General features: G+C 52.2%; 8 protein-coding genes. 4 read left to right on the top strand and 4 right to left on the bottom strand.

Going from position 1 to position 18,598, the window contains the following annotated elements:
• Window positions 1-84 precede the first annotated feature (84 nt).
• Together ACQZ60_RS24335 and ACQZ60_RS24340 are read right to left on the bottom strand one after the other, a co-directional pair.
• The gene (locus ACQZ60_RS24335; RefSeq protein WP_448736299.1) at window positions 85-8,448 is read right to left on the bottom strand and encodes a hypothetical protein; all 8,364 of its coding nucleotides are present in this window, start codon (window positions 8,446-8,448) and stop codon (window positions 85-87) included.
• Window positions 8,449-8,791: 343 nt separating this feature from the next.
• Complete coding sequence (locus ACQZ60_RS24340; RefSeq protein ID WP_448736300.1) at window positions 8,792-9,313, bottom strand: GNAT family N-acetyltransferase; 522 nt, start codon at window positions 9,311-9,313, stop codon at window positions 8,792-8,794.
• A 671-nt stretch (window positions 9,314-9,984) separates the two neighbouring features.
• Here ACQZ60_RS24340 and ACQZ60_RS24345 point away from each other — a divergent pair.
• Genes ACQZ60_RS24345 through ACQZ60_RS24360 form a run of 4 tightly spaced genes read left to right on the top strand, consistent with a single transcriptional unit; the run spans window position 9,985 to window position 16,825 of the window.
• A complete protein-coding gene (locus tag ACQZ60_RS24345) occupies window positions 9,985-11,517 on the top strand; it encodes a Wadjet anti-phage system protein JetA family protein (protein WP_448736301.1) in 1,533 nt (510 codons plus the stop codon).
• Complete coding sequence (locus ACQZ60_RS24350; RefSeq protein ID WP_448736302.1) at window positions 11,507-12,187, top strand: DUF4194 domain-containing protein; 681 nt, start codon at window positions 11,507-11,509, stop codon at window positions 12,185-12,187. The genes ACQZ60_RS24345 and ACQZ60_RS24350 overlap by 11 nt, the downstream gene beginning before the upstream one ends.
• Window positions 12,184-15,642, top strand: coding sequence for an SbcC/MukB-like Walker B domain-containing protein (locus tag ACQZ60_RS24355; RefSeq protein ID WP_448736303.1), 3,459 nt, complete (start codon window positions 12,184-12,186; stop codon window positions 15,640-15,642). The genes ACQZ60_RS24350 and ACQZ60_RS24355 overlap by 4 nt, the downstream gene beginning before the upstream one ends.
• Before the next feature lie 4 nt (window positions 15,643-15,646).
• Window positions 15,647-16,825, top strand: a complete 1,179-nt coding sequence (locus tag ACQZ60_RS24360) for a Wadjet anti-phage system protein JetD domain-containing protein (RefSeq protein ID WP_448736304.1) — start codon at window positions 15,647-15,649, stop codon at window positions 16,823-16,825.
• Between the two features lie 255 nt (window positions 16,826-17,080).
• On the opposite strand, the gene dsbG is transcribed toward ACQZ60_RS24360, so the two are convergent.
• Together dsbG and ACQZ60_RS24370 are read right to left on the bottom strand one after the other, a co-directional pair.
• A complete protein-coding gene (gene dsbG, locus ACQZ60_RS24365; RefSeq protein WP_448736305.1) occupies window positions 17,081-17,911 on the bottom strand; it encodes a thiol:disulfide interchange protein DsbG in 831 nt (276 codons plus the stop codon).
• Window positions 17,912-17,970: 59 nt separating this feature from the next.
• Window positions 17,971-18,579, bottom strand: a complete 609-nt coding sequence (locus ACQZ60_RS24370; protein WP_448736306.1) for a DsbA family protein — start codon at window positions 18,577-18,579, stop codon at window positions 17,971-17,973.
• Window positions 18,580-18,598: the final 19 nt, after the last annotated feature.

Below are 18,598 nucleotides of genomic sequence, written 5' to 3' on the forward strand. Positions count from 1 at the left end.
GTTCAAATGCGTGAAAAACGAAGAGGTGGGCATTTCCGAAATCCGCTCCGGCCGGAAATGCCCTTATGTCAGTATAGAAAATGATCAGGCAAACGCCGGAGATGGTTGATAGGCCAACCTGACGTCGCCGACGAGCTGCGTTTTACCGTCGACCTTTTCGAGAAAGCTCGTTCCGGTTATGGCCGAACCATCCATAAATTCCCGGGCGCCATCGGGCGTGGGTATCAGGTTGATATATTTGATGCCGAGTTGATCCAACGTCGAAAGTTCGCCGGCCTCGCTGAGCCCATTCTGGTTGATATCCTGCCAGACCCGGAACTCGCTCCAGCGGGCGTCTTCGGCACTCAGCAAACCGTCGTTGTTTGTGTCGAAGACAAACCGGAGGGCTTCCAAGTCGGAGTTAGTCGAACCCTGTTCTTCAGTTGGCCATAACGTGAAAGCGAGTTCTTTGGCTTGATTGATTACACCGTCTGAGCCGGAAGCCCCATTGATACCGAGATTAATCGCAAGGAAACCATCTTGGGGGCCAACCCAAGCAGTTGCGTCCCATGCACCATCACTATTCCAGTCGTACAAAGATTGATTATTTACAGCAATTGCACTGGATGTATCAAGCGGCTTTAGATCAATGTGGCCGTCATCATTTAAATCAATAACAACTGGGCTCATGTCTTGGTCACTTTCGTGAAATCCCCCAGAATTATTATTCTCCCATCCGGTCATGTTCCCGAAGCGATCATAGTAGATCGTTTGGTACTGGTGTACTACTGAGTAGCTGCCATCATCATAGTCATACCGTGCATAGACACCCATCGCTCTCGGCGTCATGCGTTGAGTGTATGAGTAAATATCGCCCATTCGGCCATCTACATCAAATACGGTTTCATCCCACGTCGTATCTTCATTGAACTGTATCTGGAACGATATTGTTCCGGACGATGTATAGCGCTGCTCAATCCGGCTCCATCCATGATTTTCTGCGGCATCATAAATATAGTGAGTCCGGGTGCCATCGTCGTTAAAGGTTACTATTAAGTTTGTTCTGCCTGCTGCGTCCTGCACTCGCTCGTGGCGCCACCAATGCTGGGTATTGTTCACGTCGAAATCTAAAACAAACAAACTTCCATCGTCATTCAGTTGTTGTCCATGATAATGGCGGCCCGAACTGTCAAAAAGATTGGTGTAGTACTGCCATGGTTGGCTATTTGACGGATCGAAAGTGATTTCGGTCCTGTTTCCATTGTCAAGATATTCAACTTGAAGCGTTTGGCGTCCTGCGGTGTCAAATACCTGCTCAACCTTCCACCATGGCTGCACATTTGACGGGTCCAGCGTCATTGCGTTTGCCGTACCGTTGTCATTCAACTGACGAGCATAATAATGACGCCCGGCGCTGTCGAATTTATTGATGTAGCTCTGCCATGGCTGGGTGTTGGATGGATCGTAGGAATATTCGTTGCGATGCCCATCATCGACATACTCGACCGTAAAAGTCTCCCTGTCGGAGGCGTCACGTGTCGTTTCAATCTTCGACCACGGCTTGGCATTCGACGCGTCCAGCATGAGGATGTTCACGGTGCCGTCGTCATTTAAACGATAGGTGTCGTAGTGGCGTCCGGCGCTGTCGAATTTAGCGATATAGCGCTGCCACGGCTGGGTGTTGGATGGATCGTAGGCGTATTCGTTGCGATGCCCATCATCGACATATTCGATTGTAAAAATCTCTCTGTCGGAGGCGTCACGTGTCGTTTCAATCTTCGACCACGGCTGTGTATTCGCCGCATCCAGTGTCGTTGCGTTCGCCGTACCGTCGTCGTTGAGTTGATAGGAGGAAGAATGGCGGCCTGAACTGTCAAATTGGCTACTACGCCTCGACCAACTTTGCGCGTTTGCTGGATCGTAAGCGTATTCGATCCTGACACCGTCGTCCCTAAATTCAATTTGGGTCAACACCTGGCCGCTCGCATTGTAAGAAAGTTGCATTTCGCGCCACGGCTGATTGTTGAGGAAGTCGTATTCGATCGATCCTGTTTTCACACCGGACGCATCGAAATATTCGGACTTCATCTGCGCGCCCGTTTCAGGGACAAAAAAAGTAATGATCGAAGTCCCGTTGTCGAGGAACTGCTTCTCGATAGTTTTCCGCCCCGCACCATCAAATTCATAGACAAAGGAAATCGTAACCGAGGTCCCGTTGTCGAGAAACCGTTTCTCCCTGGTTTTGTGGCCCTTTACATCAAATGTCTGCTCGATCCGGATCCATTCTTTGCTGTTCGCGTAATCGTACAAGGTCGCGGATACTAAAACGCCCGTCGAGGATACGTTGCTGACGTTTGTTAAACCGCCAGACATGGCATCGAAGGTCGTTATTCGAGAGCCGCCATCAAATTCCGTCGTTAATTGTTGAGTTCTGCGCCCAAGATCGTCGAATGTTGTGCGCGAGGTCAATGTTCCAACTAAGTCCACTTCGTCCAAAACCGAAGCCGACGCGGTTCCGTCCTGTCGCAGCGTCTCTCTTCGGAGAAAAATCGAGTCGTCGTCTCTGGTGACGGAGGTCTGCCGCTCGTCGATATCGCCATCGCTATCCATGTCCTTGGTAAGGATGGTCGTACGACCGTCAGCCGCAGCGAATATCGATCCCTTCGCGACAACGGAACCACCTGCGGTCGTTTCCACAATATCGGTATTTACGGAGCCGTCGATGTTTGAGCGAGAGATCATCTCCGTCTCGAACTTGCCGTCCCCATCATAGTCATAACGCGAGGTCCGCATATCACCGTCGACAGAGTTTTCGCTTTCCACGAAATGCGCAATGGCATTTTTCCAGGTGACTTCACCGGGCGGCAGGTATTTGATGTCGCGGGCTGTAACGTTACTGATGATTTTTGATTTTGTCTGGCCCGTTATCGTCGTCTCTACGGTCTCGATCTGGTCAAAAACACCGTCGCCATCGAGATCCTTTGAGATCGTACGAAGTTTTCCATCCGCTCTCGTAGCGTCGGTGGAAACGGATTTTGTTTTCTTTTTGATGAGATCGGTGTCGGTCCGGGTGACGAAGCGGCTGCCGTCGGCATTCAGCTTGTTTATCTCGATTCGTTTCTGGTCGAGGACCCCGTCACCATTCAAGTCCCATGTCATGAATGAGGAAAGGCCATCCGCCGCAGTCACCGAAATGATACGTTGAAGAACGGCGCCCTTGTCTCCAAAATTCGTCGTGTCCGAGATTTTCTCTCCCCACGGCTCCAGTATTTCTCCTCGCTTCTGGTCGATGACGCCGTCGCCATCGGCGTCGATAGATGTTATTTTTCTTCGTTTATCGGCGCGTGTTATAGTTAAGATTTTACTGAGCAGTTGGTTATCGATACTAAATTGCGCAATCTCATCGGTAGTGGAGCCATCGGCCATGAGAGTGGTCGTTGAGCGGGTCTTGCGGGTGGCGAGACCGGCCCGTCGTTCAATTGTTTCCGTTGTTAGACCGTCTGCCGTTGTGGTCGTCGTTAAGTGCGACAATTCGGTTCCGTCAGGTCTGACGTTGAGAACCGTTCGTTGCAGCATTCCGTCAGGAGTATGAACGGTAACATCCGTGGACGTCCGCACAAACTTTCCGGCCCCCGTCATGTCCTTCAATGTGATGGTCGTCAACTCGTTCGCGCTGGTTGCGACAACGCGCCTGCTCTCCAATACATCATTGCGGCGGGCGTCCAGAGTTCGGAACCTTTCGCCATTTTCTTCGAACCGTGTCCAATCGACCGTATGATAGTCCTTGGAGAGATCCCCGCCGGTGTCGAAGTCTTTCAGAGTGTGGAGACCATCCGCGTTTTCAATGGATAACCACCTGTTGGTGAGCTTCCAACCGCTTTTAGTCATGACGTAGTCAAACGACCATATGCCTTTTTCACCCTCGCTTCCGATGATGGTTTCGGATTGGATTTTTTTGTCCAAAACACCATCGCCGTTGAAATCGTATTCAACGATTTCACGCGCGACACCATCCAGGCGGCTGTTTATCGTCTTCGTTGCGATTGTCTTGCCGTCTGCGGCAAAGTCTTTGAATTTTTGTTCGATGCTGCCGTCGATTCGCACCGATCTTGTAATTTCCTGATCGATCTTGCCGTCGCCATCGGTGTCGCGCGAAAGTGTCGAAACAAGCCCATGTTGCGATTCCGTCCGGACCTCACGGCTCGCAAGGGTACCATCGGCTTTCGTTATCGTGGTCGTTTGCGTCGTGCCGCCGTCACTTTCAAGCACTGTCACATCGAGCTGGACCTTTTTTACGGAAGAGCCTTCGTACCATGAGACACGCTTTGTCAAACCGTCCGCGCTGGTGAAAGTGGTTTCCTTAAGCGACTGACCATCGTCGCGGCGGGTCCGGGAAACCGTTGTCGTCCGGCTGCCATCTGCTGAAATCGTATTGATATCAGCGCCGGTGACGTCGAAGGTCCCGTCACCCTCAAGATCGGTGCGCCAGGATGTTGAAAAGCCATTGGCCGACACTTCGGTTACGTGGCGGCTGGAAACTGTTCCGGTGCGGGACAGCGTTTCGATCGTCTGGTTTTCGACGCCGTCCGCACGGACGGACGTTATCATACGACGATCGATGATGCCGTCACCATTCGTATCTGAGTCCGTTCGCCGACTTTTCTGGTCACCGCTGACAGTCGTCATCGTTTTTGAGAGCAGTTTTCCATTGCCGGATTTGACAAGTTCCTGATCTAAGGTCGAGCCGTCCGCGTTGATGACCCGCAGAGTGGTAAGAACCCGGTCCAGATCGCCGTCGCCGTCGAGATCACGCGAAATCACGGTGCCCAGGCCGTTGCCGCTTGTCACGGTCTCTGTCCTGCTGATCAGCGTTTTGCCGCTATAGCTGGACTCAGATTTCGTTATCGACCCATTTGCATCGTAAGTGGTGGATTGCACGACACGACCATTCCCCGCCTTGCCACTCCCGTTCAGGTCCTGTTCGGCGGTGCTGGCGAGCCCGTCGCCGCTGGTTATCTTCGTGGAGCTGGAGAAGGTTCTCAGATTGATGTTGACATTTTTGGTCGTCTCGGTTCGGCTGCCATCGTCATTGACGAGGGTCTCGGTGACGGTTGTGAAATCAATCACGCCGTTGCCGTTGGTGTCGGTGGCGACGGTGGTTTTTAAACCGTTGGCGCTCACAGTTTTCGTGGACGATTTGTAGGCTTGGCCGCTTCGCGTGAAGAGTTTCTCCTCGATGACCGTTTGGCCATCGGCAAGAGTGCTTTCTTTTGTTGTTTGATCGGCAATGCCATCGCCATTGGAATCGACCGTGACGACAGTTGTTCGGCGGTCGGCGGAAATATCGGTCGTCGTGCGCTTAAGAAGCGTGGAATTGCGACTTTTGACCGTGACCGTTTTCTGACGACTGCCGTCGCTATTGAGTACGACGTTATCGACCGTCTGGCGATCGGCAACTCCATCGCCATCGAGATCTTCGGAAAAGCTCCGGCTCGTCGCATCGGGGCTTATCTTCGATATCGTTTGCGAGACAAGCTTATCGTTCCCCGCCAGGGTCTGGATCGTCACGGTGGAACTCTTGTCAGGCGCCGTGGTTCTCGTGGTGACAATTTTACTATCGACCACGCCATCGCCATTGCCGTCATTCGTGACCGTCGTCGAATTACCATTCGATGACGTGACAGTCGATGAACGGGAAACGACCGAGCGATCGGTATTGAAGCGTGTTTCCGTCGTGGTGGTTGCCCCGTCGGGCCCGGTCGTCATAACCACACTTGTATCAACGGCATCATCGCCATTTTTATCGAATGTCTCCGTCATGTTTTTGCGATCGGGCTGTATTCTGACAACCGACTGCGAAAGAAGCACTCCGCCGACGCTTCTTTCCCTCTTGGTATGTACCCATACTCCGGCAGCATCCGCAGCTATAATGTCGGAGGTAGAAATGTCGTTTTTGCCATCGCCGTCGACATCGGTGGAAGTGAATTTGGAGCGTCCGTCGGCCGTGATCCGGAAAATCTCCTTCTTCAGCAATGCTTTGTCGCGGCTGTAAGTCGCACGCTCCGTGACGACTTCACCGACACTATTCGTGAAAGTTTTCTCTTCAACGCCGCGATCGCGCTTGCCGTCGCCATTGAAATCGCTGTCGGTAAGAGTGGTTACGATGCCGGCGGCAGTCGTGGTCGTGGTAGTCTCTTTGGAGAGAGTCGCGCCGTTGCCCGCAAGCTCGGTAACGACCCTTTCCTGCGCCGCCTTGCCTGACGTCTTGATATCCGAAACATAGCGGTCTGCGACGCCGTCGCCCGTCAGATCGGTGGATGTGGTTTTGCTCAGACCATCGGCGGCGGCGTTTATAATAACGGTTTTCGAGGCCGTGCCGTTCAGATGCAATTGCTGCGTGGTCGTACGGGAAGAGCCGTCTGCAAATTTTTCGAAAAGCTGCCGTTCGTCCGCCGAACCGTCGCCATTCTTGTCGAGTGTCGTCGTGATTTTCAGTCCGTCAGAGGTTCTTTCGGTTCTGTCACTGCTGGACAAGGAGCTGTCGGCATTAAAATTTTTGATGGTTTCGATCCGACTTCCAGATTTCTCGATGGAAATCGTCTTGCTCTGGCTGCGGTCGAAGACGCCATCGCCATTATCGTCGAATTTCGTTGTGACGGTCGAATCGTCCAAGCTTCGGGTAACCAGATTACGAAATGCGAGATTCCCGTCTATGGCGTAACCGACGATCAGTTCACTGGATGTACCGTCGGAATTCTTCATGGTTGAACGCGAAATTTTATAGTCTTTTTCCTCGTTTGCGAGGATTGCATCGCCGACCATGCCGGTGCTGCCGTCGGACCTCGTGAAAGTGGTCGTGCCGGCAATCGCTGAACCGTCGGAAAAACTCTGACCGCTACCCGTTGGCGTCAGATTGATGGAGGCGATGCCGAGATCCTTCAACGATTTGAGTTGACCGTTGATAGAGACCTTGAACTCGTTCCAGCGCTTGTCGCCAGCTTCGAGCACACCATTACGGTTGGTATCGAAAACATTCTTGACGGCTTCCAGATCACCCGAGGCTGATGGATCCCATTCGGTAAACATAAATTCTTTGGACCGGGTGATTACACCATCACCATTCGCGTCCAGAACGAGCACGCCGGTGCCATTGCCAGCCCAGGCCGTTCGTCGCAGAAAGCCGTCTCCGTCGAAATCAACGAAACGAGAAGATTCGCCCAGTTTGTCGATGCTCAATCCTTTTCCAACCAAATCCAGCAGGACAGGCTTACCGGACGAGCCTGCCGATGAATTGTCAGGGCGTGGGCTCGGAACGGGTCCAATTTCAGGCAATTCAGGATAGCCCGAAGAAGAGTTTCCCCGGTCGCCATAGGTCGACGAGTTCTGGCTGTTGCGCCGTGTGTGACCCGCGCTGATGACGTCAGTCGGGCGCGGCATCGGAACGGGTCCGATTTCCGGCAATGTCGGAAAACTCTCTGAAGAGGAGTTCATCCATGGGCCATAGGTTGCCGGATTTTGATTGTCGCGGCGCGGAAAACCCGTGCTGACCACGTCAGTCGGGCGCGGCATCGGAACGGGTCCGATTTCCGGCAATGTCGGAAAACTCTCTGAAGAGGAGTTCATCCACGGGCCATAGGTTGCCGGATTTTGATTGTCGCGGCGCGGAAAACCCGTGCTGACCACGTCAGTCGGGCGCGGCATCGGGACGGGTCCGATTTCAGGCAATGTGGGAAAATTGCCTGAAGAGGAGCTCATCCACGGGCCATAGGTCGCCGGGTTTTGGTTGTCGCGGCGCGCAGGGCCGATACTACTCACTTGAGCCGCCGCAGCAACTCTTGCTCGCTCATCGCGTGCTTCAAGAGAAAGTGAGGGGCGCCTATCCAAGCTGGCCAGCCGGGCATCTCTCAAGCGTTCACCCGCCAAGCGCTCTGATGGGGTATCAAAACCCTTCCACGCACGAGTAGAATCAACCTGCTCAACACCGGTATAATTGTATGTTCTATTTAAGTAGGTATGTCGTTCAGGCGACCAAACGTTTGTTGGAGATCCGCTCCCGTACAGATAAGGTGTGTTGACAAGATCGGTAGATATGATCTTTAAACTGGCAGAACCAGAAAGCGCAGCCGGTCGAAGATTGCTGCTTCCAACATTACGCTCCGCGCCACCGGTACCACGCAAAGTTAAAAATAGACCGTCCCTATTTACTACTGGCCCGAGGAAAGCTGTACCAAAGCTGTTTCCATATGGTTGGGTTCGGCTAATTCCAATACCCAAACCACTGAACGCGCCTTCATTATCAAAAAACAATAACATACCAATTTTTCCAGCAGTCGCCTGCACCGTTCTTTCACCGTGAGCGTAAGATGTTGTCCATCCAAAACCCGCATAAGAAAAATTGAATGCAGTAGAAGGGCTTACAAATAAAGAAAATCCGTACCTATTATAGCTAACAAATCTTTCGTCGCTCATTTTATATCCTCAAAAAATGAATACAAAAACAAAAAATAACCAAATTATTATACTTGTGGGCTTTGCGTAAATAACTCTCGATTTATTTGAATATTCATTCCTTGAATCGTAGGATTCACCTTTGTATATTTTGATATCTGTTTGACTGTCTTTACTAAAATCCCAATTATTTTTCTTATAAAATACGATCTCCCGAAACTCGGATATCAATAGTTTTAATGAAAAAAATACAGCAATTGAGACAAAAAGTACTCTAAAGACGTACTGTTCCAAGAATATATCTCTCCGTTTGCACCTGCCAAATCTTGTATTTAATGTTGAATTGTTATTTCATTCAAATAAATTAAATTACATACGCTCCACCAACAAAGCTTGCTCCCGCCGCAGTCATAAGCCGATCTGTCGCCACAATGCTTGAACCTGTTATAACATGAATGAAAGAATGGCTGGCGTTCAGCGCTTCCGCCCACCCGCGGATAGCCCCCACCAGCGACAAAAAGACCTTCGCCCGCCTAGTTGGCGCAAGTGTCAGATCAACCGCGATAACATGAACGGTCACAAACAATGGACCGTCACTGAGCATATAGGAATCCGCAATCGCCCATGCTCCACCGACTGGGCTGCCATTCCATATCGCTACCGGAGCAATCATACGCGGAGGCCGTGTGAGAATGAGTCTGAAATATTCATTGAGTTTCCGGTCTGAAAATTCCTGACTACGAAACACCGTCACAGCATGGAGTTGCTTTATAATTTCACGCACCCGGGCCGTATCGCGCTCCTCAAGCAGACGAATGTGTAAACCCGTCGCGACGTTTTCGCTTTCAGAACCTTGCGAACCAGCTTCTTGGCTCAACGTGACCACACAAATTTCCTTTCGATTCTTCTGAAGGAGATTTCAAGTATGTTCTAATTCAAAATTATGATTATCTAATTTTTATTTTAAAGATAAGCCAATTCGCAAATTATTAATCTGATATATATTAAATTATGCGCTTATGTAGTTAAACAAAATTATAATTATGCAATAATATTTTGTTTATCACTACTATTTATCTTGGAGGTGTACAATATGTACAATTTGATATTTGATTTTTTTGACGGTCTCCCTAGTCGAGCACCTTTTGGATTGGGGACGTTTTCAGCACTTTGAGGATCTGGCCGAAAACTTTCGGGCGAGATCGCGGGTCAGTGGGAGGATGCTGATGTTTGGCGGCAAACGGGATAAGTGCGAAGAGGCCACGAGCGGGAGGCAACCGACCATTTCTGGTTCGACATGGCTTTCGGCGGCGGCGGTCTGACTTCGTGCGTTGAAATAACAGATTGTACGAGAGTTGGTGTGTAGCTGTGCTCGCGCGTAATCGCGGCTGAGAGGTCGGAATAATATGCGCCGACCGCCGTGTTGCGCTCTAATCGAGTTGTGGCCGGTTTCTCCCGGCAGAATTAAATATTTGCGATTCTGTTTCGCGGCCTCTTTGAATATCGATTTTAAATGCTACCATAAGTGTTAATTCGTTGCTTTATGGTACATCACATATGCCGCTGTTCCGATATTTGAATGACGACGCGTTTCTGATTTTTTCGCGCAAACATCGGTATCTGTACGAGGCTTCGCTGCTTGGAATTCATGATCGCTTCTTCTCAAGCGGAGCCGTCTTCCCCACACCGCAGGAAGTAGTGCACGTCATTTATGACATCATCGCTCTGCGGCCGCAGTTACTTCTTGATGAGGACGATTTCATCGATGGACTGCCTGAGGTGGTTTCGAAGGGGCGTCGCCGGCTGAAATTCGCCGGAAGTGGAGGTGAGACAGGTGACCGCGCGCTAAAAGCTGCCCAGCAGGTCTATCAGGGCCTTGTGCGAACCGGTTGGCTGGAGGAAGAAGAGTACGGTCTGAAGGTCACGACTGATATGCCGATGGGTGCGCTTCTGGTCGTTCAGCGACTGTCAAGTCTGAAGTCGGACGTCTCGCAAAGATTTGGCGGTCTTGTCGTCCATATCAAGACCAGTCTTGAGCTGGTCGAAAAACTATCCACGGAAAATCCTGAAAGAGCGCGGTCAAGCGCAGTCCATGCTTTAAGAGAGGCGCGTGTTCAGGCGGACCAGTTCGTCAAAACGCTTCGAGCGATTCTGTCGGATCTTCGGCGCATCCGTAAATCGCTGATGGAATCGGAAAATCTGCGCCAAAAGATGGATACATATTTCGAGGAGTTTATCGGCGAACTCGTCCTGAAAGATTTTCAGGCGATATTGACCTTTAACCACCCATACCGCTTCCGCGATCAGATTGTCACGACGGCGCGCCGTATTGCTCACTCCGCAGATTTGCTCGCAATCATAGCGGACGGCTACATCGAAATCGGAGTGGCCTCCAATGTCCACCATGCGCATGTTGAGGCAGTTAGCGACCTTATATCGATCGAAACGACATTCGATACAATCAGCGATATGTTCGAGCGCATCACACAGTTTCGCCGCGCCCTTGAAACGCGATTGCGAAACACAGTGAAATACGCCGAACAAGGAGAGCGGGGACTTTCATCGCGTGCTCGGGGTATCGTCGGGCGGTTGGAAGTTCTTCTGGCTGCAAATCCAGAGCGGTATATGGAGCCAACTGTTCCGGCTTCGGTGGAGCGTGTTTTCCTGCCGTGGTCGGCAGGTCAGCTTGCGCCACAGAGGCAGACAAAGCTACCGATTGAGGCGCGACCGCTTGCCAAACGTCCTTCCGATCCGCTTTACGCGTTTCGCAAGCGGATGCGATCTGAATATCTTGAGCGCATTTCTCCTTCTCCCGAACGCGTGCGCCAGTTTCTTGCCCGCATTCTGGCTTCTCACCACACTGTCGAGGCCCGATTTATCAAGTTGCAGACCGTCGACGACTTTCTGGCATTCAACGCTGCGCGACGTTATGCGCTGACCGGCGAAATACCAGGCCCCGTGGCACGCCAATTCGAACTCGAATATTTGCCAGACAGCGCGCCACATGACTGCGAATGGCTCCGTTGCAGCAACTTTTCTATCCGTCATCTTGGCAATCCGTCACATCGAGAGGCCAGACATGCTGAATGAATTTGAGACTGTCGAAGCGACTTTCGGCGTGGATAAAGCGGCCGATCTGAGAAAAGCGTGCCGCTACCTGTTGCGAAACCAGTTCGTTTATTCAGGAGATCGCGGTGTCGCAACCATTTACAATACTGTGACCGATAATCGTTTCCGACATATCGTTGATCATTTTTTTGATAGTATTGGTTATCGCGTTCAAAGGAACGCGGATGAACAATGGGTCGGTATCCTTTTTGAGGATGATGACCTATCGTCCGTTCCGAAGATGCGGCTTGACGAAACGATCGCAATTCTCGTGCTAGGAAGCCATTGGCAGGAGGAAGCCGATGTCGGCAATCTGATTGAACGAGCTATTGCGGTTACTACGGTCAACGTCTTGCATGAGCGCTACCGTGAAATGCTAAAAAACAGCGCTAAACCGATGATAAGCCCAGCGCGTTTTCTTGAGCTGCTGAAGGATATTGCCGCTCGCAATCTCATCTGGATCGGTGAGTTCGATCGCGACGCTCATGACCGGGAAATCGAAATCCGGCCGATGATCAAATTCATCAGCGGCGCTGACGCTCTCGCCCGCCTCGAAACATATATAAAAAGCGAGGAAGTGCGTTTGTACTCAAACGCAACGCTTGCTACCGACGACATGAATGGTTCCCCTATTGAGGACAGTGCGACATGATGGAATTGCGGCGGCTGACATTGGTCAACTGGCATCTGTTCGAGGTGGAGGATATCGAAGTTCGTGGGAATTTCGGTATTCTCGGCGAAAACCGATCGGGCAAATCCACGATCCTAGACATGGTGCAGGTCGTATTGTCGGGCGCAAGTCGACAGTATCTCCGATTGAATGCGGTGGCAGGGGATAGTGGCAAGGGGCGCTCGTCGTCAAAACGCTCGGTCTTTAGCTATTGCCTTGGAACCTTGGGCGATGGAGATGTCCAGCGCCCGGAAAGCTTAACCTATATCGCGCTCGGTTTTGAGGATACGGAGAATAAGCGACCCCCAGTGACCATCGGTCTGGCGATTGAAGCACGCAGCACGGACACGTCGGAGACGATACTCGGACGGTTCGTCTGCACGGGCAAGTTGATGACGACCGCAGATTTCACGGAAGCTCGGGCCGATGGTATCTATGAAGCTCAATGGGACGACGTCAAAACGCGGATAATTGCGTCTGTCGGGGCGGATAATTTCATCAATCATCGCGATAGGGCCATCGACTTTGTTCGTGAATACATGCGGCGGCTTGTTCCCAGTTTGCCAAATGCTGAGCAAAACGCTTCTGCATTGTTGAAGGCCATCGTCAATGCGATGACGCTCAATCAGGGATATTCCGCGACGGAATTCGTTCGTCGTTTCATTCTCGAAGACAATCCGATCAAGATCGGCGAGTTGCGTAGTTCTATTGAAACCTATCGCGGTGTCAGCGCGACCATTGTCACCCTGCGCGAGAAACTGGAAGCTCTTAAGGAGATCAGGGTTCAGATTGCCGCTTTTGAAGAGAGTCTGCATCAAAAGGCGTTGGCGGAATGGCTCGATCGCCGGGGGCGCTGGCTCGCATCCCGTGCTGAAAATCGAGCCATCAAGGTGCAAATTGCCGAAGCCAAGCGTTTTATCGAGGCGGAACAAGAGGATCGGAGTATTGCCCTTGAGGGAATTGCTGAAGCAAAGAGCGAAATCGAGCGCTTGATCAAATCAATTGCTGCCTACGCGGCCAAATCGGGACGCGATTATTGGCAGGAGGCGCTGAAGACCAGCACAGCTGAAAGCGATCGGCTGGTGAAAGACGTCGATAGACGGCGTAAGGCGGCGGGTGATCTTGCGGAGCTGATGCCTGCGTTTGATGATGGAGGCACTATCGGCGCCTACTGGACGTCAGTTGTGCGGCGCGAGGCAGATCGGAACGGTTTGAGATATGTTGAGCAGGCGCTGAGGGCGAACGCCCCTGGCGTCGTTTCGAAGGTCGAGAAACGCCGTCGTGACCTTGCAGCGCAAATCGTCCAGTTGGAGAAGGACATAACCGATCTTCGGAAGGCGCTGGAGCAATCGGGTGAGCCAGGTTCTGCCACGTATCTCTCAGCGGAAACGAAGTTGCTCATACGCCGGCTCGAAAGCCGTGGCATGGATGCCCGCCCTCTGTGCGATCTGCTCGACGTCAAGGACCCTGGCTGGACCGCCGCCGCTGAAGCTTTGTTGGGTCGTGACCGAGAGGCTGTCTTCGTGGAGCGCGACAGGATTCAGGACGCCACCGCGTTGTTTCGTGAGGGACGGCGAGAATTCCGAGGTGCATCTCTGGTCAGTCTGAACAAGCTTGCAGAGTTTCGCGATAATCCACAGGCAGGAACGTTTCCCGCCCTGTTCAGGACGGATGATGCCGACGCTCGCGCGTTTCTTCAGCGTCGATATGGCAATGTCCGTCTTGCCCTCACACTCGGTGAATTCAACCTGCCTGGTCGGGCATTGATGCAAGATGGCCTTTATGACGATGGCCTTGTCCGCAGCCATAGATCTATCAATGTTCGCGACCATAAAATTGGGAAAGCGGCACAGGCCGATCATCTGCGTAATTTGCAGGATGATTTTATACAGAAAGGCGAAAGCCTCTCGGCATTACAGCAAGAAGACAGGCTTTTGGCGCGTTCGCTTGCCGCGCTTGAACCTTTCTCGCGTCAGGAGACTGACTGGCTTGTGGACATGCTGGACAGGCTCGACGACTACTTGGCAAGAACCAAAGACGCGCAAATGCGTATCGATGCCATTGACGCTGCGGGCGACGATGGGTTGCAGAACCGGCTTCTCGCACAGAAGGGGTTTCTGGAACGCAAGGAGGCTGAATTGAGGGCTATCGATGCGCGCATCAGCAGATATCTTGTTGACGCACAGAGTGGTGAGCGTGCGTTGACAAGTACGTATGGAACAGAAGGGTCTAATACAAGCCTGAAAACTGTACGATCCCAATATCGTGCGCAACGCAAGCTATACAGCTATTCGGAAGGTCGTATTGCCTATCGAGAAAAATTGGCGTCGCTGAGGAAATCTCGATCTGAAGATTCTGTCCCTATCGGTCAAATGGAGCGCGACGAAGCGGCAGCACATCGCAAATTGGGTCAGCAGGCTGAAGACGCGACCAAACGGGCGGCAGAGCGCAATCGTGTCACCGAACTCAAAACCCGCAGCGCGCTGCACTCTTATTTCAACAACCCCAAATTTGGCGTGAGTTCGAAGGTCGGCCCGGAGAGTGCGTTATTAACCGATATCAAACCCTGGATGGATGTTCTGATCGAGGATATCGAAAGCAACGAGTTGCGGCGCTATGAAGACAGGGCTCGCGAAGCATCTGAACGCGCCTCCATCCTGTTCCGCGGGGAGTTTGTCAACGCGCTCAACACCCGGGTCTCGAAGATGGAACGCGACATCGAAGCCCTCAATCGCAGCCTCAAAGGGCATCCGTTTCATCATGAGACCTATTCGTTCCACAGGTCGGCGGAGGCCGAATTTCAGCCGATCCTGAAAATTATAGAGATCAGCAGGATGTCTGACGACGCCCTCGATGCTTTGTTCAAGCCTAATGTATCTGACGACTTTCCCTATAAGGATACCATCAATGCGGTTCAGCAATTGCTGGAGGACCCAGATAAGGACGTGTCGGCGTTTGAAGATTACAGGAATTTTTATACGTTCGAAATCCACATGGAGGATATTCGGACCAAAGCCAAAACCCGCTGGGAAACCCGACGCAACACGGGTTCGGGCGCCGAGCAACAAGTGCCTCTCTATGTCGCCATCGGCGCTTCGCTTGCCTCTATATATGGAAGCTCTAAATCTCATGTTGGTGTAAAAGGCATGTCTCCGGCTCTGTTCGACGAGGCATTCTCGAAGATGGATGGCAAGAACCAGCGTGCCATGATGTCGTTTTATGCCGAACTCGGCTTGCAAGTGGCGATTGCCGCTCCTTTGGAGAAAAAGGTCGCCATTAGCGGTTACATGCATACCTTGGTTGAGATCGACCGCATCGACGACCAATCGTCAGCTGACGTCGTCTACGTTGGTCAACTTGCCCGTGACGAACTCCTCGCCATGAATCCGGAGACGTGGAGTGACGAGGAGGCCGCTCAGCGAATGGCGGCGGAATAGTTCAATGGTTCGCAAGTTCCACAATGCGGAAAACCTGCTCCATGATTTGCTTGATCGTTTTGAAACCGGTACGGCTCATCCCGTTGGTTACCCGGACTATAATGGGTTTGCCAATGTCACGGCAAACGACGCTTTCGTGAAGTCGATCGCCGAGGCTAAGCGCACAGGTGGCATTGAGAGCGTCTACGGCAAAGGGCGAAGATATGCAGAGCTAAAGTATATCAGGCTAGTCGATGCAGGGTTGTTGTATAAATATCTTGGCCGGACGCCAGCGCGTCAGGCCGCGGTTGGCGTCGGCGAGACGATGCTCAATGATCTGGATATTCATCCGAAGCTTCGTGAGGTGGCGCTATCGGCCATTGAGGCGTGGTCGAGAAACCGGACATGGGCTCATCTCGGTATCGATGATGCCGCGTCCATGCGAACAGCCATAATCCTGGCACAGGCCATCGTGGACGGATCCCATCGCGGGCTGGATTACCGTACGTTTTCGCGGCGAACTGTGGCAAACAGCAAGGCACTTGAGAAGCTTGAGGCGGCCGTCTTGCGCCTGATTGCGGAGGTTGTCGATGTGCCGCTCTCAAGCGGCGCGCGTGCCGCCTTTGCGGCCCTCGGTCTCGAACGTTTTGGCCCGCCACTGCTCCTGTCTGGCGAGTTTTTGTTGGATCTACAACCCGTTCAGCCGTCTCTACCCTATCTTGGCATCCCACCAACCGCGATGATGCGAATAAGTTTCGATAAATCACCGGCCTACGTTCTTACGATAGAGAATTTTGCAAGCTTCAACAGGCATGTTCTGGAGGCAGATCCAGATAGATTAGGATTGGTGCTCTACGTGGGCGGATACCCGTCGCTCGCGACACAAAAGGCGCTTGCCGAACTGGCATCCACCCTGCCCGAGAGTGTTCCGTTTTTTCATTGGTCGGATATAGATCCGGACGGTACCTGGATTTTCCGAACAATTGAGCGGGCGCTGGGCCGCCCTTTGCATCCGCATCTTATGTCGCGTGAACTCGCGGAAGAGTTCGGAGAAGTCGTCTCCGGTATTTCCAGGTTGCGGCCAAGTGAAACATCTACTTCATTGATATCCGATCTTGTGAGCTATTTCTCGGAACCGGGTTCAAAAGTCATGGAACAGGAGCAGATCGACCCGCAAATCCCAAGGTGGGGCGAAGGCAATTGATTTTTTAATGATCAATATTTTGATTTTTAATAGTGGTAGTCAAGGTGGGAGGAGGTAGTCTCCGTATGATCACGCCCCGCAACCAGATAAAAGCCCACTTCATGCGGGCTTTTTTTGTTGTCACTAAGTGGGCAAGATTGATGACGGCCGCACGCAACATGGCGGGGCCGCTTATATGATATTCATCCCTAAACTTTACTTATTCGATGCGTTTGATTGGCAATTTGCAAAAGCGTCTCTTTCTGGAATTCTCAATTATCTCGAACCCAGAATCATTTCGAGCGCTGAATCTTGCGGCATGCCCGCAACGGTTCCGATGGTGCCATCGGCTTTTTTGAAGATGATTGCGGGCGTGCCTCCGAAACCAAGCTCGGTCATGAGATTGGCGTTGCGGTCGAGGCTGGCCGTGGTCTGTTCCTTCACGGACTGCAGAGGGGCGATGCCGCCATCCTTGTGCTTCAGCTCGTTTTCCTTCAATGCCTCCGAAGGAGACCTCGCTTCGAGTATGGCGGCCGCCTTTGCAGGTGAATCCTGTCTGATGACGCCGACCATGATGTGTCGTAATTGAACCTTGCCGCTGTTGATCCATGGACGCGCCGCCTGCCAGAATTTGTTGCAATAGGGGCAATTGGGATCGGTGAAAGTGTAGACGATCCGGGGAGCATCGGCCTTTCCATCCTGAACCCAGGTTGACTGGGAAAGCTGGCTCCAGCCATCTTCCAGGATCGGCTTCTCAACCATTTTCTTCATTTGCGCCGCAGCCATGTCCTGTCCCGTGGCGTCGACCAGGGTGCCGACGACAACGTGTTTATTGTCAGGGGTCAAATAGATCGCGATCGGTTGTGCTCCGGCCTTTGCGGCAAATCCTCTCAGCCCTCCCGGAACATCCATTTCTCCGAGGATTCTAATGCCCTGAAGCTCGATAGAACGAAGAATTTCCGGAAGTCCGTCGTTCGATCCATTCTTCGCCGCATCCTGCGCCACGGAAGGGGAGACAAGCAGCAGGCTCGACAGAACGGCAGCGATCGGGAAATTTCGTGTGAGATAATTATAGGGCATCGAAGGGTTCCTTAGGACGATTTCCACTGTCAACTCCCCTGACAGTCACGATGAAGGGGGGCGTTGTTCCGGGGGAGATTTGCGAATTATGACCGGGCCTGTTTAATGGCGGCCCTGAGGCCTTTCTCATCCAGAACACCGGGATAGATTGTCTTGCCGATGACGAAGGACGGCGTGCCGACAAAGTTGAAGGCGAGCGCCTGGCGATAGTTTCGATCGAGCAGCGCGGAGATTTTCCTGTTATTGCTGTTCACCGCTGCGGCGATGTCTTTCATCGCCAATCCGGCGCCGGTCAGGGCCTTTTCGACATCGTTTTCGGAAATACGCGCTTTTGTTTTCATCAGCGCTTCCATGGCGATTTCATATTGACCGATCTGGGCGGCCCCCAGCACCGCCTGTGCCGCGAAGACAGATGCGCCGCCGAAGATCGGCCAGTCCTTCAAAACAAGCCTGATGTCGCCGTCATGTGTGACAACCTTTTTCACCATGGCATGTGAGGTCTTGCAGTAGGGGCATTGATAATCGAAATATTCGACAATCGTGACCTTGCCTTTGGGATTTCCGAGCACGGGTGCGTTCCTGTCGAAGAACACCTCGTCCATCCTGACCTGCTGTGCGAAGCCGTCTCCTGCAGGCACCAGCGCTCCGCTAAAAGCCGCCAGTCCGCCGGCCATGAAATCGCGTCGTGAAAACATCAGAATTTTCCTTGTTGGA

The sequence above is a fragment of the Agrobacterium sp. 22-223-1 genome (assembly GCF_053522385.1).